A 24,723-nucleotide genomic window follows, 5' to 3' on the forward strand; every position below is an offset into this window, starting at 1 on the left:
TTTAGTAGGTTGAAAAGAAGAAATGATAAGAAAAGAATCGAGGTAAAAAGGAATAGTAATCGGGGCGGTTTTGACGGCAATTATTCAAAGCTCGTCTGCATCGGTGGGAATCTTGCAGCCACTACTTATCGTTAAGGATAATGGAATTGGGATTCCGGCGGCAGAGCAAGAACGTGTATTTGAGCGATTCTATAGGGTGGATAAGAGCCGCTCGAAAGCAACCGGCGGAACCGGATTAGGGCTTGCTATTGTAAAACATATCATAGAGATTCATGATGCACAGATTGCGCTAGATAGTGCACCGGGTCTAGGGACAACAATTTTGGTCTGTTTTTAGGATGACTTTGATGTAGCGTGCGTCAATAAAAATTAATTATTGGTTATCAAACAGTATAGATGATATAATATCTATGTTTTAGGGGGCTAGTCGAGGGGGGCATCGACTAAGCTAAGTTGTCCTGTTAGGGACATTTGCAGATTTATAAGTGAGGAGTGAAATTATGAAATGTAAAAAAACGTGGAAAAAGCTGGTTTCCATCGCACTTGCGCTGATGGTTGCTACGGGATTTACTTTAGTTAGTGGGACGGGAGATGGAAGTGTTACAGCTTACGCTTCGGTTACGAATACCGACGCAGATCATGCGATTGCGGTATCTGAAGGCGAAACGTATGAGGTAGTGATTGATGAGGACAATTCGTCATTGTGGTATAGTTTTACGCCGTCTGAGACAACGATGTATACGATTTACAGTAGCAATGGAATTGATCCTAAGATGTTTCTTTATGCAGATAATTTAGATGATACTTATATCGCGTTTAATGATGATGGGCTCGACGGTCATAATTTTAAGCTGGTGAGAACCCTTGAAGCAGATACTACGTATTATATAGAAGCCGTAAGCTGTGAAGCATCGGATACGTATAACCTTCAGGTTGAAAAAACACGTTATTATGTAGATACAGCACTTCAGGAGTTGGAAGCACATCCTGGTGATACACTTACGCTGTCGCCGGAGGTGTTTATACGGTATACCACAACAACGTCGGCGGAATATGCGTGGTATGATGTAAACGGAGGTGTAAACTTAAATTGTAGTAACAGCAGTTATAGCATGACAGTGTCACAAAGCAGAGATATATACTGTGAAGTCAAGATAATCGAAGACGAGGAAGTTGTGTCAACTTACAGTGTCGGGTTTTTGATTCGTGTTGATTCGGGATTGGAAGTGGACGATGAGGATAAGACGTATTATGTAGCACGAAATACAAGTAAGACTCTATCCGTGGAAGCATCCGTTGACGTAGGAGCACTTAGTTATACCTGGTATCATCGGGATGAGAATGCAGGTGAATATACCGAAATAAGTGGAGCAACATCATCTAGTTATACGACCGATGCCATCACAAGCAATCAGGAATATCGATGCAAGGTGGTCGATGACTATGGAAATTATGAATACGTGTATTTTTATATTTATATCGACAGTGGATTTGAGGTAACATGTGATACGGATGGAGACTATTTTTTTAAGTATTATGTTGCGGCAAATGAAAGTAAAACGCTGTCGGTAAATGCGTCTGTAAACGATGGAGAACAACTAACCTACACCTGGTATCTGGATGATGAAGATGATGGATATACCAGGATAAGCGAAGCAACATCATCTAGTTATACGACCGGTGCCATCACAGGTAATCAGAGATATCGATGTATAGTGGCCGATGACTATGGAAATTATGAAAACGTGTATTTTTATATTTACATCGACAGTGGATTTGAGGTAACACGTGATACGGATGGAGACTATGAATTTGAGTATAATGTTGCGGCAAATGAAAGTAAAACGCTGTCGGTAAATGCGTCTGTAAACGATGGAGAACAACTAACCTACACCTGGTATCTGTATGATGAAGATGATGGATATATCAGGATAAGCGAAGCAACATCGGCAAGTTATACGACCGGTGCCATCACAAGCAATCAGGAATATCGATGCAAGGTGGCCGATGACTATGGAAAGTATGAATACGTGTATTTTTATATTTCTATCGACAGTGGATTTGAGGTAACACGTGATACAGATGGAGACTATGGATTTGTGTATTATGTTGCGGCAAATGAAAGTAAAACGCTGTCGGTAAATGCGTCTGTAAACGATGGAGAACAACTAACCTACACCTGGTATCTGTATGATGAAGATGATGGATATATCAGGATAAGCGAAGCAACATCGGCAAGTTATACGACCGGTGCCATCACAAGCAATCAGGAATATCTATGTACGGTAGTAGATGCTTATGGAAATTATCGAAACGTGTATTTTTATATTTATATCGACAGTGGATTTGAGGTAACACGTGATACGGATGGAGACTATGAATTTGAGTATAATGTTGCGGTAAACGAAAGTAAAACACTGTCGGTAGATGCGTCCGTAAACGATGGAGAACAACTAACCTACACATGGTATCTGTATGATGAAGATAATGGATATACCAGGATAAGCGGAGCAACATCAGCTAGTTATACGACCGGTGCCATCACAAGCAATCAGAAATATCGATGCAGGGTAGCAGATGCTTATGGAAATGAGCAAAAAATATATTTCTATCTTTATGTGTTAAGGGGTAGTGGAAATGTGAACTATGGATATTCATCTTCTAATCAATTAGAAGGTATTACGATGAGTGTGAAGCTAATGGCATCTTCCGGTGCTATTACATATCAGTGGTATAAATATAACAGCAATACGGGCTATGTGAAGATTGATGAGGCGACAAGCGCTTCTTATACAGTTGCGACAACAAAACGAGAAGAGTATCGTTGCAGGGTTAAGGATGCGTTTGGAAATGTGCAATATAGCTATTTTGAACTTAATAATTGCTCTCATAGCTGGGGTGAAGGTAAGATCACTAAGGCAGCAACAACAACGCAAGAGGGGGTAATGACGTATACCTGTGAGAAATGCAATGTTACAAAGACAGTTAAGATAGCAAAACTTTCTGTTACATCGATGAATGATGTGACGGTAACCGGAATAAAAAATATGACATATACCGGTAAAGCAATAACGTTGTCATTGGTTGTAAAGAAGGGCGCAAGAACCCTGAAAAAGGGAACTGATTATACGGTTTCGTATAAGAATAATAAAGATGTCGGAACCGCCACAGTAACAATCACGGGTAAAGGTGAATACAGCGGAACGCTTGCAAAGAACTTCAAAATCACGAAGGCAAAAAATCCATTAACAGTCACTTATACGAAAAAGACGTATAAGCAAGATCGTTTGAAAAAAACAAAGACCTTCTCAATCGGTGCGAAAAAAGCAGAAGGAAAACTTCAATATACACTGAGTAAACAAGCAAAAAAAGCTAAAATCACCGTGAACACGAAGGGAAAAGTGACACTGCCAAAGAAATGCAAAAAAGGAACTTATAAGATTACCGTTACAGCTGCAGGAAATCATAATTATAAAAAGCTTACAAAAACAGTGAAGATTATTGTGAAATAATTTTATCGAGATAAAGGTCGCGCTTTGTGCGCGGCCTTTTCGTTAGTTTGCGCGCTATGATGGGTGAGAAAGGTACCAAAAAGTTAGAAAAAATAGTAAAAACTCTCCGCAAGATGGTAAAAAAGTATGGTATTTCGCGAATGAAGTGTTATAATAAAAAAGGTTTTCGCCGAAATAAGATAAAACTAGGAGTATTAAAATGAAGAGGAAAGAAAAGAAAACAAAAAAACTAGTAGCACGAGTCATGCTGATTGCCAATTTGGCCACGATATTATTAGCAATCATTCTGACAGTATTTAGTATTGCGGAATATACAAACACCTATAAGATGTTGATTGAAGAAACACTTCGCACCGCAGCAGAGCAGTTTGATAGCGAGGCAGATAACTCTTATGAGGGGGATTGGACTTATGATGAAGAACAGGGATTACAAAAGGGAGATCAGCAAGTCGCAACTGATTATGAGATCATTATGGATCAGTTAAAAGAACAGACCGGATTGGATTATACAATTTTCTATCAAGGGACGAGAGTTGTCACCACCATTATGAAGGAGGGTTCACAGGAAAGACTTGTCGGTACAGATGCGAATGAGGAAGTTGTAGAAGAGGTATTACAAAGTGGTAATAACTACTATGCACCGAACATAACAATAGAAGGAGAAAAATATTATGGGTATTATGTACCGCTGTTAAATGATGATGGGACAATTGTCGGAATGATCTTCAGCGGTCGTGAAAGTTCGGATGTGACAACAGCTATTTCACGGATGACGATGATGATGATTATCGTTGCGGTTGTATTGATTGCAATTGTTTCGATTATTAGTATGTTCATATCAAGAAAAATATCGAAACAGATGAATCAAGTAGCAGATGAAATTATCGGTTTGTCGCAAGGCGGATTGAATAGACAATTTGACGAGGAGGCATTGACTAGAGGCGATGAGCTTGGCACGATTGCGGAAAGTGCGAAGATGCTAGACGATAAGCTAGAGGAGGTAATCAGTGCAACAAAGAAGATGTCGGCTGAGTTAAAGGAATCCGGAGATGAGCTTTCTTCTTCTGCCTCTGTGGCAAGTAGTGCTTCCGCACAGGTATCAGCAGCTGTGGATGAAATCACAAAGGGCTCTGTATCCCAGGCTGAAAATGTGCAAGAGGCTGTATCAGATACGAATGATATTGGGGATGGGATAGAAGTTATTGCTTCAAATGTTCAGCGGCTAGATGATTACGCAAAGGATATGAAGGCTGCGGCAGACAGTGCGTCCGGTGCAATGGAGCAATTACTCATCCAAAGTGAAAATGTGACGGCTTCTGTTCATGCAATTGGTGATACCATAGATTCAACCAATAATTCTGCGCAGGAGATTTCTCAGTTTACGCAGGCGATTACAGATATTGCGACGCAGACCAATCTGCTGTCACTGAATGCTTCGATTGAGGCAGCAAGAGCCGGAGAAGCCGGAAAAGGATTTGCTGTTGTTGCAGATGAAATTCGCGAGCTTGCAGATCAAAGTGCACAGAGTGCTGATAGTATCAAGGAAGTTGTGAATAAACTATTATCTGACGCAGCAGCTTCGGTTGAAGTAATGAAGAATCTGAATGAAAACTTCACAGCGCAGGCAGATCAGATTACGAATACGCAGGAGGATATCGTGCTGGTATCGCAGAAAGTGGATAGTGTTTCTAAGAGCACCTATGAGATTGCGACGCAGGTACAAGATCTGCAAAGTGCAAAAGAATCGTTGCTTGGGATTATTGACGATTTGTCTGCAATTTCCGAGGAAAATGCAGCTTCCACAGAGGAGACCAACGCTTCTATGGAAGAGCTGAATGCAACATTTTCCACAATATCTGAAGCGGCAGCGCAGTTACAGATTCTAGCAGAAAATATGCAAGGAAAGATGGATTATTTTTGGTATTCGTAAGAATCTATTTGAAATTAATAGGCAGATTGTGTAATATTAGCACAAAATGGTTTACGACAGAGAGTAACTTGATTGGTCAATAGACAATAGAGTGCTGATCGGGTTTGCGATGAGGATATCAGGATGATAAATATTGATAAAATAAGACAAAATGTTGGAAATGCAATTAGAAGTTTGTATCAGCTCATTTTGATGGTGAATGAACAGACGTATGAATGTTATGTGATTGATTATAACTGTGAGCTGCGTAATCTATCAGATGAGATGCATTCATTTGACGGTTTTTGTGATGACTTATATATCAATATTCATCCGGAAGACAGGGAAGGATTTGTGCGCTTTACAGATCCGGATTATTTTCCGGGTGAGCTTGCAAGGAAAGTATATACATCGTACGAGTGCCGCATTCGTCAGGCAGACAGCCGGTATTACTGGTCGGAAATAACATTTTGCAATGCAACAAAAGAAGATAGTGCACAAGGGCATGATTATCTGTTCATGCTTCGAGATATTCACGAATGGAAAATGAGAAAGCTGCGAGAAGAGGCTGAGCATAGGGCGCTTATTAAAAAACTCGAAGATGAATATGCTGCGCTTTATGAGGAAAGTATGCACGATGCACAGACTGGTTGTTACAATCGAAAAGGCTTAAAGTATCACAGTGATATTGTGCTGGAGGAGGCTCGTACATCAGGTAAATATCTGTTTGTCTGTGTTGCGGATCTCAATGGTCTAAAATATCTAAATGACACTTATGGTCATTGTGAGGGGGACAAGGCAATTGATGCGGTTTGCAAAGCGTTATCAAAAGCTGCACCAAAGGGGGCTGTAATTGTTAGGACCGGTGGTGATGAATTCTTGTTAATAGGCGCTTTGGATAAGCAAAGCAAGGAACCAATGGAGATGGGTGCAAAGATCGATGCGGAACTAGAAGCCTACAATAGGGAGCAGTCATCATCGCATCTGGTTGGCGCAAGCTATGGCTGGGTATTTGAGCCGATAAAGGAACATATGGTTTCTTTGGATGAGTACATTGAAAAAGCTGATGCCAAGATGTATGAAATGAAGGTACAGCGTGATAAATATCGAAGGGATTTGTTATGAATATTCAAAGACAATGGGCACGTGCGCATGACTCGCTTGTTCGGGCAATCGTGAATCTGGGATTTCCGGAGGAACTTGGAGACCAGATTGCAAGAGGGCTTGGAAGTCCAAAAGCTATGCAAAGGATGGAAGCCTATCTTTATCATGTACAGCCGCGCAGCGTCGAGTTGGTGGTAGATGAGATGCTGGCAATCTGCAGTGAGATTGAGGCGTGGCGCGAGAAGAAAGCAAGTGAACAGGCAAATGCCCGATACAACGAAATCTTAAATTATGGCTTGGATAGAGAAAAATAGGGGATTTTTGACACGAAAGATGGTTAAGAAAGCCGCCCGGTTGAGCAATCAACTGGCGGCTTCCATTTTCTTTCTTAAATGTTTATTCAGCAGATTCTATTTTGACATATTTAGCTGACATGGATGGAATCGTAATATCTCCTCCAAGAACCGACTCGTAGGTTGTGGTTCCAAGGCATTCTCCCCAGACCGTAATCATATCGTCTTCCAAAATTTTAGAATCTCCGTCTGCATATGTGTAGGCAACAAGAACAACATCATCATAATAGCCAAGATATTCTTCTTCTTTGGTGGCAATTCTAAGAGTGACATCATTTCCGGATTCCATTACCTGGATGACCTGTCCGTAGAACTTAATATTCTTCCCGATGTAGCTATCCGGATTGCGGGCAATCGCCGTATATTCGACAGATTCGCAGCTCTTTTTGTACTGCTTTTTGGTCTGCGTGGTACAGGTAACGGTAAGATCACAGGTGACATCTTCATATTGAATCTGTACCGTGGTGTCTTTACCGGCTTTTAGCGTCTTAGATTCGGCAATTTCCCAGTCAGATATTTCCTCAGAGGAACCATCTTCGTAGGTAGCAGTGACTGCAATATCAGAATTATCGGTGCTTAGCGTTACGCCTGCTTCCGTAGAACCAGAGTATTGGGCGGCAAGTGCTGTAACCTTGTTGTCGGCCTGTGATTCGGTTTGTGTCTGGCTCTGGTCGGAGTCAGAGGTAGAATCGACATCGCTTGTTGCGGCCGAGATAATGATTAGAAAGATAATCACAATGACAATCCAAAACCATACCTTTTTGTAAAATGGTTTTGATCTTCTAGCTGCCAGTTTTTCTGCTTTCGCCAATGCTTTTTCCTTTTGCTTTAGTTCTTTTGAAGCAGCATACGGATCAGTCGGTGATTTTGGCTGCGTTCCTGTGACGGATGATACAGCCTGCGTGGCGGCATCATCTGAAGGTGATGCTTGCGTTGTTGCGGAGTCGTTTGCAAGAATCTTTTCTTTTTGATTATCGAAATCTTCTTGATTAATGATACCTGCATCAAGCAGTTCTTTGAGTTGCTTGAGTTTTAAGATTTGTTCGTCGTTCATAAACAATACCCTCCTTATGTATGAATGCTGTTTTGGGGATGTATAAAGAATAAATTAATAAAAGTACGATAATACGGGCTGAAAATGGGGAGGGGAGGGGGAGGGGATTGAAGGGCTCGTCTCGTAAGAGGCGGTATTTTTGAGATTTTTGTGAAAGACGATTCTATAGTATTTATAAACTGTTTGCAAAAAAAGTGTGAACCTGAAGTTTAGTAAAAAAACTCTTGCATATGTTTTTCGAACGTTATATAATGAAAAACCATCAACAAAATAAAGTAACTATAACAAGCCTTAACATCCCCCGGAGGCAGCGGTGCCGAATGTCCTAGGACAGAGGATGATTGTAATGAAATGTAACATAAACCAGGTAACACTATTTACAAGGAGGCAATCTACATGGAATATCCAATAATTGATGTAGTGAAAACAGGAGAACGAATTCGAGAACTTCGCATATCTCATCATCTCACCGTGGCTCAGGTCAGTGAGTATATGGGATTTAACTCCGAGCAGGCCGTATATAAGTGGCAGCGAGGAGATTCCCTTCCGACAGTCGACAACATGTATGCGCTAAGCAGACTGTTCGACACGACCATAGATGACATCATCTGTGGCGACAGGGATAACGAATCGGTTCATAGAGAAAAAGAAGAACAAGCAGAGGCTGAGGCCTCTGCTTGTTGCTTTTATTTAGATTATTTAGCTGTAAACTCATCAGGGCTACAATATTTGTCAGGGCTATATGCCATACCAACATTCCATACAGCGGTAAGATAGATGGTTTCGCTACCATTTTCCAGTGTCAGATAGCAGACGCCGTCTTCAAACTTGTCGGTGATGTCAGTCACCTGATCCATATAATATAAGATAGCTTTGTTGTTTTCGGTATCCCATTCGATTTCAGGAGCCGTCGCATCTAAAGCAGCAGATTCGGTAAGTTCTTCCTCGGTAAGCGGACGTTCTGTGCCATCATCTTCAATGGCAATACCACCACCTTCCATCACAACTTCTTCCTCGCCGTCTTCATTTTCGGTAGTGATTTCATAGGTACCGTCACCGGTGAAGTTTAAGGTTCCGGTAGTTTTGTCGCCGTCGAGCCAGATCTGGATGGTACGCTGGATACCGCCGACATTGTTGGCATAAGCGGCCGTTCCGGCACTTCCGGCTGCGATAATACATACGGCAATAGCCGCAGCTGCAATCTTCATAGTTCTTCTTTTATTTGATTTTTTCATTTCCTCGACCTCCAAAGAAAAATTATCGGAGGTTTTTAAAACTGAAAATGCCTGTTTGTATCGTTGCTTATTCGTCATCTTCCCAAGCCTCCTTAAGTGTTTCTTTGAGCAGTTTCCTCCCACGCGATAGTCTGACTTTTACATTACTTTCTGAGATTTTCAGAATATCTGCAATTTCTCGGATGGCGTAATCCTCGTAATAATATAGGTGAATGGCGATTCGATATTTCGCCGGAAGTTTCATCACAGTTTCAAATAGATCTTGCGATTCAGGCGAATCGAAGGCCAGTGTTTCCATGTAGTCTTCATAGGGAACGTTGTGGTTCCGCCAAAAACTCTTTGCCACATTCTTTGCTTTATTGATTGCCACGCGAATTAGCCAAGCACGTATGTGCTGCTCTGTTTCAAATTGTTTGTTTGATGAATAGTACTGAACAAATGTATCTTGCACAACGTCTTCCGCATCAGACGCATTCTTACATATATTAAATGCCGCCGCATAAAGGTTGTTTTTATATCGCTTGATCAGCTCTTCAACAGGTAGTCTCATGAGCTACTCCTTTGTTTTGTTTTTAAGGATCCTTCACTAATAATACAATTGTACAGGCAAAAAGGTTACAAGAAAAATAAAAAAATATAAAATCTGACAATCGATTTGCTTTTCTTGACGGCATGGTACATATTGCCTATAATTAAAATAACTTGCAAAAGACTTGAGTTAAGGATATAGAGAAAATATGTGGAGAAATGGGGAATGGACGAAAGAAAAAATTATAAATCGAAGCAAATCACTGCGAAAGTTCGGAGCGGTGGTTTGTTTTTGTATGTGTTGCATGATAGCTTTACCCATGTATGCTTCACAGACGGTGTCGACGGATACACAGGATGAGCAGCAGTCGACGTCAGGCATTGAACGACAGACGGTACGCGTTGGCTATTATGAAAGTGAAAACTTTATGGAAGGCGCATTTGATGGAGCGAAAAAAAGAGGTTATGCATATGAATATTTGCAAAAAATCGCATATATTGCCGGTTGGCAATATGAATATGTCTATGTAAAAAATCGTGCATCGGCAATGAAAGAACTAGAAAGTGGAGATATCGATGTGCTTGCCGGTGTGGATAAGACCGAAGAGAATATGAAAGTGGCAGATTTTCCATATTCCGGCATGGGAAGAGAATATTACTATATCTTTATTCTAGAAGAACAAGAAGGTCAGTTTTCGGCAAAAGAAAAAGTGAAGGGCATAAGTGTAGGCGTGGTAAAAGGAACTTCACTGGTCAATCGCCTTAAGAGATGGAACAAGGAAAACAAACAAAATATAGACATTGTTTCATATGACAGCGATGAACAAATGTTAGAGGCTTTGGAGAATCATGAAATTGCGGCGATTGCGGATAGAGACAGTGCGCATGTGGGAGATCATAATCTGATGCCACTTGCTAGAATCGGATATGCGGATTTTTATCTTGCTGTGAGTACCCAAAGAAGTGATTTGCTGCAGCAGTTAAATGAGGCACAGGTGGAAGTGGAAGAGTCTGAGCCATATCTGACAGCGCACCTGTCCGAAAAATATTTTGATACTGCCGGTGTAAAGACACAAGTATCCATAAATGAAAAAGAGTGGTTAAATGAGCATGATTCGATTACAATCGGATATTTAGAATCATTTGCGCCATTTTCTTCCTTGCGAAAAGGGAAGGCAGTTGGAACATTTATTGATGTTGTGAACAAAGCTTTTGAAGAAAAACATATTGATGTAGAGATTAATTTTGTTGCGTATGCAGATAATGAAGAGATGCTTGAGGATCTTAAAAGCGGTAAGCTGGATCTGATTGGGCCTGCCGCAGATGATTTGTCGGCAACGGAAACGAATGGTCTTATGCAAAGCAGCAATATTCTTGGCAGTCAGATGATTTTGGTATATAAGGATAATGCAGAGGCTATGGAAGATGGAAAGCTGGCGCTTATCAAAGGAAGCCCGATTCAAAGAACTTATCTGTCTGATTATTATCCGGAGGTAGAGTATGATGATTCGTATGCTTCTGTAGAGGAGTGTTTGCAAGCGGTAAGACGCGGCGAAGCAGACGGGACAATCTTAAATACTTATACGGAAAGCTTGGAACTTCAAGGTGGCACTCAGTTCAAAAAGACACAGCTAGAAGGAGCGGTAGGGCTTTGTTATTATACGACGGTGGATAAGGCTCCTCTTTTGACGATTATCAATCGCGGCATTACCTCGTTGGGAGAAGATGAGATTGCAGTTTCGATTCGAGAGCATACAGACGAGGCATATTCTTTGTCTGCCGGAGAGTTTATTAGAGAATATGTCGTGCAGATTGTAATAGGAACAATTATCATTATCACACTTATTGTGGTATTGTTCTTACTTCTTTTTGTTCGAAATAAACAAAAAAAGCAGTTTGATTATATGGCACATCGCGATAGTATGACCGGAACGTATAATCGGCGTGCCTATGAAGAAAAGCTGAATGAACTTGGACAAGAACCTCTTGCAGAGGATATTGTTTATGCAAGTTTTGATATTGATGATTTGAAAGGAACCAATGACACACTTGGACACCAGGCGGGAGATGAACTGATTATTGGAACTGCCACGAGCCTGAAAAAAGTAATATCGCCATTCGGTGACATTTATCGTTTGGGCGGAGATGAGTTTGTGGCAATCTTCTTCGTTACGAAGGAGCAGTTAGAGGCAGTCAAGTTGCAGCTTAAGGAAGAATTGTCCAATTGGAATGGGGAATATATTGACAGTCTTTCGGTATCCGCAGGATTTGTGGAGGGAAGAGAATTTAAGATTGCGACCTTAGATGAACTTATTAAGCATGCGGATCAAAGAATGTATCGTGAGAAATTTGCCGGAAAGGATGTTTATACAGTTCGCTCAAGAATGGGCAATGTAAAGACGATTAATGGATATGGTAAGCTTGCTAAGAGTGAAGAAGAGACAGAAATGTTAGCAGCATTTGTGGCGGCTTATGAAGCAAGATACGATTTGCTGACGGGACTTCCGACCAGAGAATATTTTATGGAATTTGCAAATGATGCAGATAATCCGCTTTGTGATAAGTCGCTTATTCCGACAATTATTTCATTTAACTTCAATGGGTTTAAGGGATTTAATGCAGAATATGGCTTGACGGAAGGCGATAATCTTTTGGTTGCATTTGCCAGGATTTTAGAGGATATCTTTGGTAAGGAATATTGTGCAAGATTTGCGGAAGATCGCTTCTATGCAATGACGAAGCGAGAAGGATTAGAGGAACTTTTGAAACGCTTGTTTGAGCGTATCAGCTATGCGAATCATGGCCAGACACTTTCCATCAGAGCCGGTATTTATATTTTCAATGATGCAGATCCGGTAAATATCCATACGGCATGTGACCGCGCAAGAATTGCCTGTGATTTTGAAAAACGCAGTTATGAGTCTCGCTTTACTTTCTTTAATGAAATGATGAAGAAGGAGACGCAGAACAGAGAATATATCATTAACAATTTTGACGCAGCGATAGAACGAGGTGATATTAAGGCGTATTATCAGCCTAAGATCTGTGCGAAAGATGGGAGCATTGTTGGATTTGAGGTTCTTGCAAGGTGGATGGATGCAGAGCTTGGAACCATCTCTCCGGGAGTGTTTATTCCGATTTTAGAAGAATATATGCTTACACATAAACTTGATGGTTATATTATCAGCAAAGTGGCAGAAGATCTAAGATGTGCAATGGATCATGGAATTCAAGTGGTGCCGGTATCTTTCAATGTGTCTAAGGTGGATTTTGTGGTTGTGGATCCGTTCACGGAGCTTATAAGAACCTTAGAGCAATATGATATTCCAAAGGAATTGATTCAAGTAGAGATTACAGAGTCTAATGTCATGAGTGCACCGCGTAAGATGCGCGGGGAGATTGCGAGATTTAGACAGAATGGATTCCAGGTATTAATGGATGATTATGGAAGTGGTTATTCTTCTCTTAGTACACTTCGTGATTTTGAATTTGATGAAATCAAAATCGACATGGGATTTATGAGAAATTTTGGAGAGCGTTCTAAGATTATTCTGAGAAATACCGTGCAGATGGCGCAGGAGTTTGGAATCCGTACGTTATGTGAAGGTGTGGAAGAACAAGAGCAGGTGGATTTCTTAAAGGAGATTGGCTGCGAGCTTATACAAGGATTCTATTATGGAAAAGCAGAGCCGTATGATGTTGTACTTGAAAGATGGTTATCAGGGAAGTCCTAAGTGGCTTCCTTTTTTGTAGACGAATTATTCTAAATATACTATACTTTACTCATTATGGAAGCGAGATTAAGTAAACTGAATGAAAATGAAATATTGATGTACCTTGGTCATCGCGGACAGGAAATTACCGATGAGATAAAGGCGCAGATAACATCTTGTATCAGGCAGGTAGAAGAAGTTGTAACGCCGCGACTTGTATATCGGATTGTCCCGCTTGAAGATGGAAAGACGCAGGAATTTTTATTAGATGGAAATGATGTTGCAAGGGAATTGGAAGGTTGCAATAGGGCAGTCTTTTTGGCAGTGACGCTTGGCAATCAGATTGAGCAGTTACTGATGAAATTGGAGATTCGCAATCTTGCAGATGCGGTGATTATGGATGCAGTGGCAAGTGTTGCAGTTGAAAATATTTGCAATAATTTTGAGCAGGATCTGAGGGTGAAAGTCGGACTGGAAGGGGAATATCTAACAAGCCGTTTTAGTCCGGGGTATGGTGATTTGCCGCTGACTGTGCAAGGACAGTGGTGCAATGCACTGAATACGGAAAAGAGAATCGGACTTGTTGTGACAACGAATCATTTGATGATTCCGCGAAAATCCGTGACGGCGGTAATGGGAATATCTGATACACCCCAAAAGCTACGCCCAAGCGGTTGTGAGACTTGTAATATGTTTAGGAATTGTGAGTATAGAAAGGATGGAAAACACTGTCATGAATAAGTTGTGGCTGTTAGATGGAGCGATGGGAACTATGCTGCAAGGAGCAGGCCTTGCAATTGGAGATCGACCGGAGATTTTTGGAATGGAGCATCCGGATATTCTTGAGAAAATACATAAAAGTTATATTGAAGCTGGAAGTAACGTAATCTATGCGAATACATTTGGAGCGAATTCGCATAAATTAAAAGGAACCGGTCACAGCGTAGAAGAGGTGATTGGGGCGAATATTGCCATTGCGAAAAAAGCGGCGGGGAACAATGCGCAGGTGGCACTCGATATCGGACCGATTGGAGAGATGTTAGAGCCGCTTGGAACACTGGCTTTTGAAGAAGCTTATGAGATATATCGGGAAATGGTTGTAGCCGGGGAAAAGGCTGGTGCCGACAGAATTGTTTTTGAGACGATGACGGATCTTTATGAAGTAAAAGCAGCAGTGTTGGCGGCAAGAGAGCATACTTCGCTCCCAATCTGGGTGACAATGAGCTTTGAAAAAAACGGCCGTACATTTACCGGAACGACGGTAGAAAGTATGGCGGTCACGTTGCAGGGGCTTGGCGTAGATGCAATGGGCATCAACTGCTCACTTGGACCAAAAGAAATCTTTCCTTTGATTGAAAAGATGTCGGAATGGACCAACCTGCCACTGATTGTAAAACCGAATGCGGGATTGCCGGATCCTAAGACCGGTGGATATGCGATGGACGCAGCCGAATTTGGAAGTCAGATGCAGGCATTTGCAGGTCTTGGTCTTACTATTATGGGTGGCTGTTGTGGTACGACGCCGGACTTTATTGCTTCTTTGCGGAATCTACAGCCGGCTAAAGTGCAGCATAAGACATTGCGAAGAGGTGTGTGTTCATCCGGTCAGATGTGTGAGTTTACGGGAGTCAATGTGATTGGAGAGCGCATCAATCCTACCGGTAAGAAGCGGTTTCAGCAGGCGCTGAAAGAACATGACTTGAATTATATTATGAATCAGGCCATTGAACAGGCGGATGGCGGTGCAGATATTCTAGATATCAATGTGGGACTTCCGGGAATCGATGAGCCGCAGATGATGGTGGAAGTCGTAAAGGCTGTGCAAAGCGTTGTGGATCTTCCGCTTCAGATTGATTCTTCCAATCCGGAGGCAATTGAGGCCGGGCTGCGCGTGGTGAATGGTAGGGCAATTGTCAATTCGGTAAATGCAGAGCCGGATAAGATTGCATCTATTTTACCGATTGTTAAGAAATATGGCGCTGCCGTGATTGGACTTACCATGGATCAAGATGGGATTCCGCAGTCAGCTGAGAAACGATTTGAACTTGCAGAATATATCTTAAAGGAAGCTTTGCACATCGGCATTCCAAGGGAAGATTTGTTAATCGATTGTCTTACGTTGACAATATCAGCTCAGCAAGAGCAGGCGGTGGAAACGCTTAAGGCAGTTCGAAAAGTGCATGAGGAGCTGGGGCTTCATTGTACTTTGGGCGTGAGCAATATTTCTTTTGGATTGCCTAAGAGAAATCATGTAACGACCAATTTCCTGACGCAGGCGATGTGCTGTGGTCTTGATTTCCCAATCATTAATCCGAACTCCAAGGAGATTATGGATACCGTTGTTTCCTATAAGGCTTTGTCCGGTGAGGATGCAGGATGTGCTTCTTATATAGAGCGTTTTGCCAACGAGAAGACGGAGCAAAAGGAGACGACCGGTCCGCAGGAGATGTCAGTGGAAGGTGCAATCTTAAAGGGGCTTAAGGAGGAGACGAAGAATCTGACTAAGCAGTTGCTAGAATCTATGTCGGAGCTTGATGTGATTAATAAAAAGCTGATTCCGGCGCTAGACGTTGTGGGTGAGAAGTATGAAAAGCAGGAGATCTTTTTGCCACAGCTTATTAATTCGGCTAATGCGGCCTGCGCCGGCTTTGATTATATCAAAGAGGTGATTGCAAGACGCGGCGGTGAAAATGTATCTAAGGGAAAGATTATTGTAGCAACTGTCGAAGGCGATATTCACGATATTGGTAAGAATATTGTGAAGGTTGTTTTGGAAAATTATGGATATCAAGTGATCGATTTAGGCCGTGATGTGCCGGTGCAAAAGGTTGTGGAAACGGCTATTGAACAGGATGTGCATCTCATTGGTTTGTCGGCGCTTATGACAACGACAGTTGTATCTATGAAAAAAACCATTGAGGCACTTCGGGAAGCGGCTCATCCTTGTAAGGTATTTGTAGGAGGAGCTGTTTTAACACCGGAGTATGCCAAGGAAATTGGAGCGGATTATTATACCAAGGATGCAAAAGCCTCGGTAGATGTTGCAAAAGAAGTATTGGAGTAAAATTATGAATAGGGTTAATTTATTATTTGATGGTGGAACAGGTACCTATTTTGCGCAAAAGAATCACAAGATGGGACTTGGTTCGGAATATGCGAATCTTAGCAATCCAAAGTTGATTCGTGAGATTCATACGGAGTATCTGGAGGCTGGTTGTAACGCGATTAAGACGAATACGTTTGCAGTAAATCGTATTGCTATGGCCGGTGATGAGGAAAAGGTGAAGGAAATCATAGCTGCTGCATGGGAGAATGCCTGCGCTGCGGTAAAGGATTATGAAGCTGAAATATTTGCAGATATCGGTCCGATTTCAAATCTTTCGGAGAAATCAGATGTTGCAAAGGAATATTGCTTTGTGGCGCAGATTTTTTTAGAGCTTGGTGCCAAGAAGTTTTTGTTTGAGACAAATGCAAATACCGAAGGTTTGAAAGAGGCGGCGGCCTATATTAAGCAGCGCTGTCCGGACGCGTATATTATTACCAGTTTTGCAGTCCTTCCGGATGGATATACCAGAGACGGTGCGATGGTATCGGACTTATTAGAGGAGATAAAGGCGTGCAAGGATGTGGATGTGTTTGGATTAAATTGTGTCTGTGGCGCGCGTCATATGCTTTCGCTGATTCAGGATTTGAATCTGGAAGGTGTCACATTTGCTGCCATGCCAAATGCCGGATATCCAATTGTTATTAACAACAGGACTTTTTATGATGGAGATCCAAAATATTTTGCAGAGCAGTTGGCTAAGATGGCAGCCTTGGGAGTGAAAATCCTTGGCGGGTGCTGTGGTACGACGCCGGCACATATAGAGTTTACAAAAAAAGCACTGGATGGCATACCGCAGATTGTCAGCAAACCGGCAAACCACAAGGAAGAGGAAAGTCTTAGTGCGCGTCTGGAAAGTCCGTTTTGGAATCGATTAAAAAGTGGTAAGAAGGTAGTAGCCGTAGAACTTGATTCGCCGGCCAACACGAACCTCGATAAGTTTATGAGCGGTGCCTGGGAATTGAAGGGCGCCGGAGCAGATATCATTACGATTGCAGATTGTCCAATCGCCAGAGCGCGTATGGATTCGACGCTTCTTGCTTGCAAGATCAAAAGAGAAATGAATCTGGATGCGATGCCGCATATGACCTGTCGGGATCGTAATTTGAATGCAACCAAAGCGTTGCTTCTTGGTTCTTATGCAGAAGGAATCCGCAATGTACTTTTGATTACAGGAGATCCGATTCCGACGGCGGAGCGTGATGAGGTCAAGAGTGTGTACCAGTTTAATTCGAGAAAACTGGCAGGATTTGTTGGTTCTCTTGGCAAAAATGTATTGCCGGATGAGTTTCATATGTTTGGTGCGCTTAATGTGAATGCAGTGAATTTTGATGTGCAGATCCGCCTTGCGAAAGAGAAGATGGAGCGAGGTATCATTGGCTTTTTGACGCAGCCTGTTCTTACGAAGGAAGCTCTGGATAATATAAAGCGAGCCAAGCAAGAACTTGGTGCCTATATTCTAGGAGGCGTGATTCCGGTAGTCAGTGCAAGAAATGCAAGATTTATGAATAGTGAAATTAGTGGAATCAAGGTTGCACCGGAGATTATCGAGCGTTATGAAGGGAAGGATCGTGCGCAAAGCGAACAGCTTGCAATTGAGATTTCGGTTGACATTATGAAGAAAATCAGCCCTTATGTAGATGGTTATTATCTGATGACGCCGTTTGGCAGAACAAGATTGATTGCAGAGATTCTTAAGGCATTTGCAGAACAAGAGGAAGTATGACAACACAACAGATAAACTAGAGAAAAAAGGAGATTATGTGAGCAAAACTGCTTACATAATCTCTTTTTTCACTTCGAAAAGTGTGCAAGACACATCAGTTCATTTGTTTTGGCATAATCACAACGGCACAATAGCAATCTCCATCAGCGCTATTGAGCGCAATCATGATAGCGCCATCATCCAAATTATACCGAACAGGACAAATTAAATCATCTAACATGGCCTGCTTTTTATACTCTACACGCAGTTCGCGCAGTTTAAGATTAGATGGCAGATAAGAAAATGCAATTTTGATATATTGTCCATTGTTAACATGATGATTGGTATCAAGCATATCAGATGTAACGGTGATGGGTTTAAGCTTTTCACCGGTAAGATCAGTTGGAATCTTGATTTTGCGTGGAGCGTAGTCCATTTCAAGCTTTTCGCCAATGCCATAAGCATCCTTCATCTCCTCAGATGCTCTGACAGGAGTCATAGAATTGGTGTTAATATGGGACCAGACCGAATTACCGTAGGCAAGACGGTTGCCATTGGCATCATCAAGATAGAAATTGCGATGTCCCCAAAACCCTTTGATGCTGTGTGCAATCGTACCAACCGTGACAACATCGCCGCCTTCAGGCATATCATGAATCAGGATTTGCCAGAAATTAACCATCCAGACAAGGTGATGCTCGCGGGTAAAGTTAACACCATATCCGGCGTCCTCGGCGTGGAAGATGGAACAGTCCTGGAAATAGTCCATTAATCCTTGTATTGTCAATTTGTTGTTTTCGTCGGATTCACTATATCGAATCCGAGCCTCGAAACTATAGCTTTTATCTTCGTTAAACATGTCGGTTATTCTGCGAAAGAGTCTTCGTTAAGACCTAGCAGTCCTTTCAATTTAGTGGTTTCCCCCTCACGAACTTCCTTAGAAAGTGTACCGGTTTTAAAGACAATGTCTTGTACATGCATAAAAAGTGCGAAGATTGTTTCGTTCTCGTCGGATACGAAATTCGTCTTAGAACGATTGTTGTTCGTCACCTTGCGGAAAATGCTTTGCTTGACAGCCATGGCAGATAATGATCTGGCTTCCCAGCCATTGTGCTTGGCATTTTGAAGATTCTTAGGCTTTAGCGCTAGAAGTCCCTTTTCTGATTGTTTATAGATGTCTTCTAGAACCGGACCGGATGAGAATTGCTGTTTGAATTTATCTAAAGTGCGAAGTAAATCTTCCGGATTCATACCTGGAATGTTGTAGTTTTTCAATTTGTTGCGATTATGAAATAACCCCATTATAGTGACCTCCGATTGTTTATAAAAATATTATAACATAGATTTTATTTTTGTATTGTTGTTATAACTATAAGGTGGTAAAATGAGAAAAAAGTACCAAACTCGAAAGGTGTGATGTTATGAACCTTAAAGACTGTTATGAAGCAATTGGTGGGGATTATGATGATGTAATGAGCCGGTTGCCCAAGGAAGATCTTGTAGAAAAATTTTTAAAAAAGCTGGTGGAAGGAGAAGAATACGGGCAATTGCTTAATGCGGTGCAGCTAGCAGATTACAAAAGTGTTTTTGCCGCTTCACATACACTGAAAGGAGTGTGCGCAAATCTAGGATTGAAAGAACTTTGTGAAGTTGTCTCACAATTGTGTGAAAACGTTCGGGGAGGTGAACCCAAAGAGGATATCACACCGCTTGTTGACGCTGTAAAAAAGCAGTATCTAAGACTGAAAGAAAACGTCACACAATTGTAAAAACATGTATACCGAGTATACAACAAAAGGTAAAATACACAAATATTCGCGAAAAAAACACGTAAATGTACAAATAATAATGCGAAATCACTGTGAATTTAGACAAAATAGGAAAAAAGGACGATTTTAACTTGAATATGTATAGCCTATTACTTATAATAAAGTCTAGGCTAGGAAATTTCTAAATTGCGGAAGGAGAAAGAGGGAAGATCAATGAAGAAAAGTATAGGAGCAAAAGTCTTTACATGGCTCATTATAATGGGTATTATCATGGCTGCAGTAATTGCAATTAACATCTACTCATTGAAAGAAATTCAGAAAGATAATGAGAAAATGTCAGGTTATCTTTCCACAGAGCAGGTAAAGGGTGATTTGTCAACAGCGTTCCAGCAAGCGCAGCTTTATGCTAATCTTTGCTATTTCAAGCAAGGAACGGAAGAAATTGACACCATGAGAGAAAAACTAGGCGCAGCAATCGAAACAATGAATGCAGACGCTGCAACGCTTTCTGAGACAGCGAATGCACTCGCGAAAACCGAATCCGATGTTTCAGAAGTTATGATTACCTGGATGGAAGGCGTACAATCCTTCTCCGACTATTGCCAGGGAATTTTGGATCTTGCAAATGAAGAAAAATTTGATGATGTTATGACACAGGTAAACGGCATTAAAGAAGCTAAGACTGCAGCACAGGATGCGGAGACAGCATATAATGAGTTGTTAGTGGAAAAGCAGGCTCAGCTTGAAAAAGCAAGTGCAGGTCAGATTTCAAAATCTATAAAATTGGATTTGATTTTGCTTGTGATTTACATAATAATCTTTATCATTGCCATTGTAATTGTACAAAAGAGAGTGGCAAAACCGGCTAAAGAATCCGGAAGAATGATTGAAGATATCGTACAAAAACTTCAAAATAACGAAGGTGACTTAACAGAAAGACTTCCTGTTAAATACCAGGATGAAATCGGACAGATGTCTAACGGCATCAATGGATTTATTGAACAGCTTCAAGGAATTATGTTAACACTTAAAGAAGATGCAGAGAATTTGAGTGCAGCAGCAGAATCTGTAGCAAATGAAGTTGGAGAGTCCAATGAAAATGCCAGCAATGTATCTGCAACAATGGAAGAGATGTCAGCAAGTATCGAAGAAATCTCTGCAACACTTGGACAGATTGCAGAAGGCAGCGACAATGTACTTGCAGATGTTAATAATATGAGTGAGAACGTATCTAACGGCGTAGGTCTTGTAAATGAAATCAAGGGACGTGCAGCATCTATGCGTGCTGAGACAATTGAAGGCAAAGAAGGCACTTCAGAGTCTATGAATGAGATGCGCGATACGCTTACAGGCGCTGTAGAAGAAAGCCGTAGCGTAGAACAGATTAATGAATTGACAGGCGAAATCTTAAATATTGCTTCACAGACGAATCTTCTTGCGTTGAATGCATCTATCGAGGCAGCTCGAGCAGGAGAAGCCGGTAAGGGATTCGCAGTAGTTGCGGATGAAATTTCGAAACTGGCAGCTAATTCAGCAGAGACAGCAAACAATATTCAGGATATCTCGAATATGGTTACCGGTGCTGTACAAAGACTTGCTGATAAGGCAGAAGAGATGCTTAGCTTTATCGATGAAAAGGTTATGGAAGATTATGACAAGTTCGTCGAAGTCGTAGATCAGTATCGTGATGACGCAGAAAGCGTTAACGAAATCATGGAAGAGTTTGAGAGAAATACGCAGACGATTACTGAGACAATGGAAAGCATGAACATTGGTCTTAATGATGTATCCGTAGCAATCGGTGAAAATGCACAGGGTGTAACCTTGGTAGCACAAAGTACCGTTGAACTGGTTCAGGCTATGGAAAATATTAAAGATGAAAGTAACACAAATCAGGAAATTTCATCACAGCTTAATGATGAAGTTGGCAAATTTAAGAACTTATAAGAGTTTGCTTTGGCAGTCCTTGCATAACAGCAAGGGCTGCTTTTTTTATTTAATAGGAAATTGCTCTGCATTTCCTAGTCAAGACTCGCGCGAGCAAAGGGAATTTAAAATAGCAATAATAAACCTGTTGACAATCCGGGAAAAACGTGGATAATAATAGTTGAACATATATTCAACTATTAAACGATGGAGATGAAATCATGCAAGACAAGATGTTTGAGTGCTGCTGTGAAGTGATTCACGAAGGTGTTGTAAACGAAGTAAAACTTAATATGGACAGTGAGAAGAATTATCAGGCGCTGGCTACGTTGTACAAGATGTTTGGAGATCCGACCAGGGTGAAGATCTTGCATGCTCTTAGACAGCATGAGATGTGTGTATGTGATTTGGCAGCACTTTTGGGTGTTACTAAGTCAGCAATCTCGCATCAGCTTAAGTCACTTAGATTGTCTAATCTTGTGCAAAACAGGAGAGAAGGACAGGTTGTTTATTATTCCCTCGCAGATGCACATGTGGAGATGATTTTGGATTTGGGTATGGAACATATTAATGAGTAAAGGAGAACAAAGGAATGAAGAAGAAATTTAAGTGTGAAATTGATTGCGCGGACTGTGCAGCTAAGGTTGAAACAGCAATTAAGAAAATTGATGGTGTCAATGATGCTTCCGTTAATTTCCTGACGCAGAAATTTATTTTGGATGCAGAGGATGAACGCTTTGATGAAATATTAAATGAGGCTGAGAAAGTAGGGCAAAAGATCGAAAGCGACTTTGAAATTGTGAAATAAGCCAATGCTTTGTACGATGGATGAGGAAAAAGCAAAAAGACTAAGAAAATCACTTTTGCCCCTGAGATTGAGGAGAAATAATGACTAAGAAGCAAAAGAAGATGCTACGAGCAATTATAATTGCGGGAATCATCTATACGGTTTTGTTCGTGCTCGATAAATGTGGGATGCTCGAGAAACTGCCGATTATCGTAGCCGGCGTGCTATTTGCAATTCCATATGTAATCGTCGGTTATGATGTTGTGATCCGGTCTTGTAAAAGCATTGCTCATGGACAGGTGTTTAATGAATATTTTTTGATGATGGTGGCAACATTTGCAGCATTTGGTACCGGAGAATTTTCGGAAGGTGTGGCAGTTATGCTTTTCTACCAGATTGGCGAGTTGTTCCAAAGCTATGCAGTGGGAAGGTCGAGAGCCTCGATTGCAGAAATGATGAGTATAGCACCGGAATATGCGAATCTTTTGCGAGAAGATGGTTCGGTGCAAGAAGTTGACCCGGATGATGTGCATGTTGGAGATGAAATATTGGTGCGTGCCGGAGAGAAAGTGCCTCTTGATGGTGTTGTCATACAAGGAACTTCTTTTCTTGATACTGCAGCGCTAACCGGAGAGTCGGTTCCGCAAAAAGTGACGGTTGGGGATGCAATAATCAGCGGCTGCGTTAATGCACAAGGCGTTTTAAAGGTTCGGGTGACAAAAGAATATGAGGATTCTACGGTGGCAAGGATTCTTGATTTGGTAGAAAATGCCAGCAATAAAAAATCAAGAATGGAGAATTTTATTACGAGATTTGCCCGTTATTATACACCGGTCGTAACAATCGGTGCAGTGATCCTTGCATTTCTTCCGCCGATTATACTGCACGGTGGATTGGTTGAATGGATTCAAAGAGCATGTATCTTCTTGATAGTATCTTGTCCATGCGCACTTGTAATCTCCGTGCCACTGGGATTCTTTGGTGGAATTGGTGCAGCTTCAAGGATTGGAGTGCTGGTAAAAGGAAGCAATTACTTAGAAGTGGCAGCCAATTTAAAAACGCTGGTATTTGATAAGACAGGAACACTGACCAAAGGACAATTTAAAGTAACGAAGCTGTGTCCGGCACCGGGATATACCAATGAAGAACTGCTGGAAATGGCAGCTCATGGAGAAGGAAATTCTACACATCCCATTGCACAGTCGGTATGTGAAGCTTATGATGGGACGCTGGATATGACACGAGTTTGTGAAGAGAGCGAGGTTGCCGGTCATGGAATCGTGGTTCTCTATGAGGGAAAGAAATTATGCCTTGGTAATAACCGTCTGATGGATGCACATAACATTGTTTACGAGAAAAATGATACGATCGGAACCGTGGTTTATGTAGCACACGATGGAAGATATGTTGGAAGTATTGTGATTTCCGATGTGCTCAAAGAAGGCGCCAAAGACGCCATCAATCAGATGAAACAGGTTGGAATCAAAAAGACCGTGATGCTGACAGGAGATCGAAGTGAGGTTGCCGGGGAGGTACAAAGGCAGCTGGGAATAGATGAGGTATATGCACAGCTTCTTCCGGCAGATAAAGTAGAGCGGGTCGAGGAACTTCTAAAGAAGCAGCCTGCTAATGAAAAGCTGGGATTTGTCGGCGATGGAATCAATGACGCACCGGTTCTTATGAGAGCGGATATAGGAATTGCCATGGGAAGTCTTGGCTCAGATGCGGCAATAGAAGCGGCTGATATCGTATTGATGGATGATGAGATACAAAAAATTGCGGCGATTGTAAGAATTGCGAAGAAAACGCAAAGGATTGTAAGACAAAATGTAATATTTGCAATTGGAGTAAAGATTTTGGTTCTTGTTTTGGGTGCATTAGGATATGCCAATATGTGGGAAGCCGTCTTTGCAGATGTAGGCGTAGCAGTGATTGCAATACTAAATTCGCTACGCGCACTTCGCACCAAATAAATGAGATAATTTTGAAATAAAATATTAAAACATAATTAATATCCCTTCGTTT

At 41.5% G+C, this 24,723-nt stretch carries 20 protein-coding genes; 15 read left to right on the plus strand and 5 right to left on the minus strand.

Going from position 1 to position 24,723, the window contains the following annotated elements; translation table 11 throughout:
• Positions 1-70 precede the first annotated feature (70 nt).
• The 5 genes from BLS20_RS04720 to BLS20_RS04740 all read left to right on the plus strand — a co-directional run bounded on the left by BLS20_RS04720 (position 71) and on the right by BLS20_RS04740 (position 6,839).
• A complete protein-coding gene (locus tag BLS20_RS04720; protein WP_479723607.1) occupies positions 71-337 on the plus strand; it encodes a sensor histidine kinase in 267 nt (88 codons plus the stop codon).
• 163 nt (positions 338-500) lie between these two features.
• Complete coding sequence (locus BLS20_RS04725; RefSeq protein ID WP_090172771.1) at positions 501-3,512, plus strand: RHS repeat domain-containing protein; 3,012 nt, start codon at positions 501-503, stop codon at positions 3,510-3,512.
• Between the two features lie 199 nt (positions 3,513-3,711).
• Positions 3,712-5,442 (plus strand): methyl-accepting chemotaxis protein, encoded by a 1,731-nt coding sequence (locus tag BLS20_RS04730; RefSeq protein ID WP_090172773.1) that lies wholly within the window; start codon positions 3,712-3,714, stop codon positions 5,440-5,442.
• 123 nt (positions 5,443-5,565) lie between these two features.
• Positions 5,566-6,546 (plus strand): GGDEF domain-containing protein, encoded by a 981-nt coding sequence (locus BLS20_RS04735; RefSeq protein WP_090172775.1) that lies wholly within the window; start codon positions 5,566-5,568, stop codon positions 6,544-6,546.
• On the plus strand, positions 6,543-6,839 hold the full coding sequence (locus BLS20_RS04740) for a hypothetical protein (protein ID WP_090172777.1): 297 nt from the start codon (positions 6,543-6,545) through the stop codon (positions 6,837-6,839). The genes BLS20_RS04735 and BLS20_RS04740 overlap by 4 nt, the downstream gene beginning before the upstream one ends.
• 82 nt (positions 6,840-6,921) lie before the next feature.
• Here BLS20_RS04740 and BLS20_RS04745 read toward each other — a convergent pair whose 3' ends face one another.
• Positions 6,922-7,932: an SHOCT domain-containing protein gene (locus tag BLS20_RS04745; protein WP_090172779.1), complete on the minus strand. Its 1,011-nt coding sequence runs from the start codon at positions 7,930-7,932 to the stop codon at positions 6,922-6,924.
• A gap of 396 nt (positions 7,933-8,328) precedes the next feature.
• Between BLS20_RS04745 and BLS20_RS04750 the strand changes: the two genes are divergently transcribed.
• Positions 8,329-8,709, plus strand: a complete 381-nt coding sequence (locus tag BLS20_RS04750; protein ID WP_090172781.1) for a helix-turn-helix transcriptional regulator — start codon at positions 8,329-8,331, stop codon at positions 8,707-8,709.
• Here BLS20_RS04750 and BLS20_RS04755 read toward each other — a convergent pair.
• Together BLS20_RS04755 and BLS20_RS04760 are read right to left on the minus strand one after the other, a co-directional pair.
• Positions 8,628-9,167 (minus strand): hypothetical protein, encoded by a 540-nt coding sequence (locus BLS20_RS04755; RefSeq protein ID WP_207645148.1) that lies wholly within the window; start codon positions 9,165-9,167, stop codon positions 8,628-8,630. The genes BLS20_RS04750 and BLS20_RS04755 overlap by 82 nt on opposite strands.
• Positions 9,168-9,234: 67 nt before the next feature.
• On the minus strand, positions 9,235-9,717 hold the full coding sequence (locus BLS20_RS04760; protein WP_090172785.1) for an RNA polymerase sigma factor: 483 nt from the start codon (positions 9,715-9,717) through the stop codon (positions 9,235-9,237).
• 187 nt (positions 9,718-9,904) lie between these two features.
• On the opposite strand from BLS20_RS04760, the gene BLS20_RS04765 reads away from it, so the two are divergent.
• The 4 genes from BLS20_RS04765 to BLS20_RS04780 are packed head-to-tail and all read left to right on the plus strand — an operon-like array spanning position 9,905 to position 18,237.
• Positions 9,905-13,429 carry an EAL domain-containing protein gene (locus BLS20_RS04765; RefSeq protein ID WP_090172787.1) on the plus strand — a complete coding sequence of 1,175 codons (3,525 nt, stop codon included), beginning with the start codon at positions 9,905-9,907 and terminating at the stop codon, positions 13,427-13,429.
• A 54-nt stretch (positions 13,430-13,483) separates the two neighbouring features.
• Entirely contained in the window at positions 13,484-14,149 is a 666-nt protein-coding gene (locus tag BLS20_RS04770; protein WP_207645149.1) for a vitamin B12 dependent-methionine synthase activation domain-containing protein, read from the plus strand.
• Positions 14,142-16,472 (plus strand): homocysteine S-methyltransferase family protein, encoded by a 2,331-nt coding sequence (locus tag BLS20_RS04775; RefSeq protein ID WP_090172792.1) that lies wholly within the window; start codon positions 14,142-14,144, stop codon positions 16,470-16,472. Before BLS20_RS04770 ends, BLS20_RS04775 begins: the two co-directional genes overlap by 8 nt.
• Positions 16,473-16,476: 4 nt before the next feature.
• Positions 16,477-18,237 (plus strand): bifunctional homocysteine S-methyltransferase/methylenetetrahydrofolate reductase, encoded by a 1,761-nt coding sequence (locus tag BLS20_RS04780; RefSeq protein ID WP_242870529.1) that lies wholly within the window; start codon positions 16,477-16,479, stop codon positions 18,235-18,237.
• Between the two features lie 94 nt (positions 18,238-18,331).
• Here BLS20_RS04780 and BLS20_RS04785 read toward each other — a convergent pair whose 3' ends face one another.
• Together BLS20_RS04785 and BLS20_RS04790 are read right to left on the minus strand one after the other, a co-directional pair.
• Positions 18,332-19,075 carry an acyl-[acyl-carrier-protein] thioesterase gene (locus BLS20_RS04785; protein WP_090172797.1) on the minus strand — a complete coding sequence of 248 codons (744 nt, stop codon included), beginning with the start codon at positions 19,073-19,075 and terminating at the stop codon, positions 18,332-18,334.
• Positions 19,076-19,080: 5 nt separating this feature from the next.
• Positions 19,081-19,518, minus strand: a complete 438-nt coding sequence (locus BLS20_RS04790; RefSeq protein ID WP_090172799.1) for a hypothetical protein — start codon at positions 19,516-19,518, stop codon at positions 19,081-19,083.
• Between the two features lie 119 nt (positions 19,519-19,637).
• Here BLS20_RS04790 and BLS20_RS04795 point away from each other — a divergent pair, with 119 nt between their 5' ends.
• The 5 genes from BLS20_RS04795 (at position 19,638) to BLS20_RS04815 (ending at position 24,671) form a co-directional block, all read left to right on the plus strand.
• A complete protein-coding gene (locus BLS20_RS04795) occupies positions 19,638-19,985 on the plus strand; it encodes an Hpt domain-containing protein (RefSeq protein ID WP_090172801.1) in 348 nt (115 codons plus the stop codon).
• Between the two features lie 213 nt (positions 19,986-20,198).
• Positions 20,199-21,932: a methyl-accepting chemotaxis protein gene (locus BLS20_RS04800; protein ID WP_090172803.1), complete on the plus strand. Its 1,734-nt coding sequence runs from the start codon at positions 20,199-20,201 to the stop codon at positions 21,930-21,932.
• 200 nt (positions 21,933-22,132) lie between these two features.
• Positions 22,133-22,489, plus strand: coding sequence for an ArsR/SmtB family transcription factor (locus BLS20_RS04805; protein WP_090172805.1), 357 nt, complete (start codon positions 22,133-22,135; stop codon positions 22,487-22,489).
• A gap of 14 nt (positions 22,490-22,503) precedes the next feature.
• Positions 22,504-22,719, plus strand: a complete 216-nt coding sequence (locus tag BLS20_RS04810) for a cation transporter (protein WP_090172808.1) — start codon at positions 22,504-22,506, stop codon at positions 22,717-22,719.
• An 80-nt stretch (positions 22,720-22,799) separates the two neighbouring features.
• Positions 22,800-24,671: a heavy metal translocating P-type ATPase gene (locus BLS20_RS04815; protein WP_090172810.1), complete on the plus strand. Its 1,872-nt coding sequence runs from the start codon at positions 22,800-22,802 to the stop codon at positions 24,669-24,671.
• Positions 24,672-24,723 lie beyond the last annotated feature (52 nt).

This window comes from Eubacterium oxidoreducens, from assembly GCF_900104415.1.
GTDB lineage: Bacteria > Bacillota > Clostridia > Lachnospirales > Lachnospiraceae > Eubacterium_C > Eubacterium_C oxidoreducens.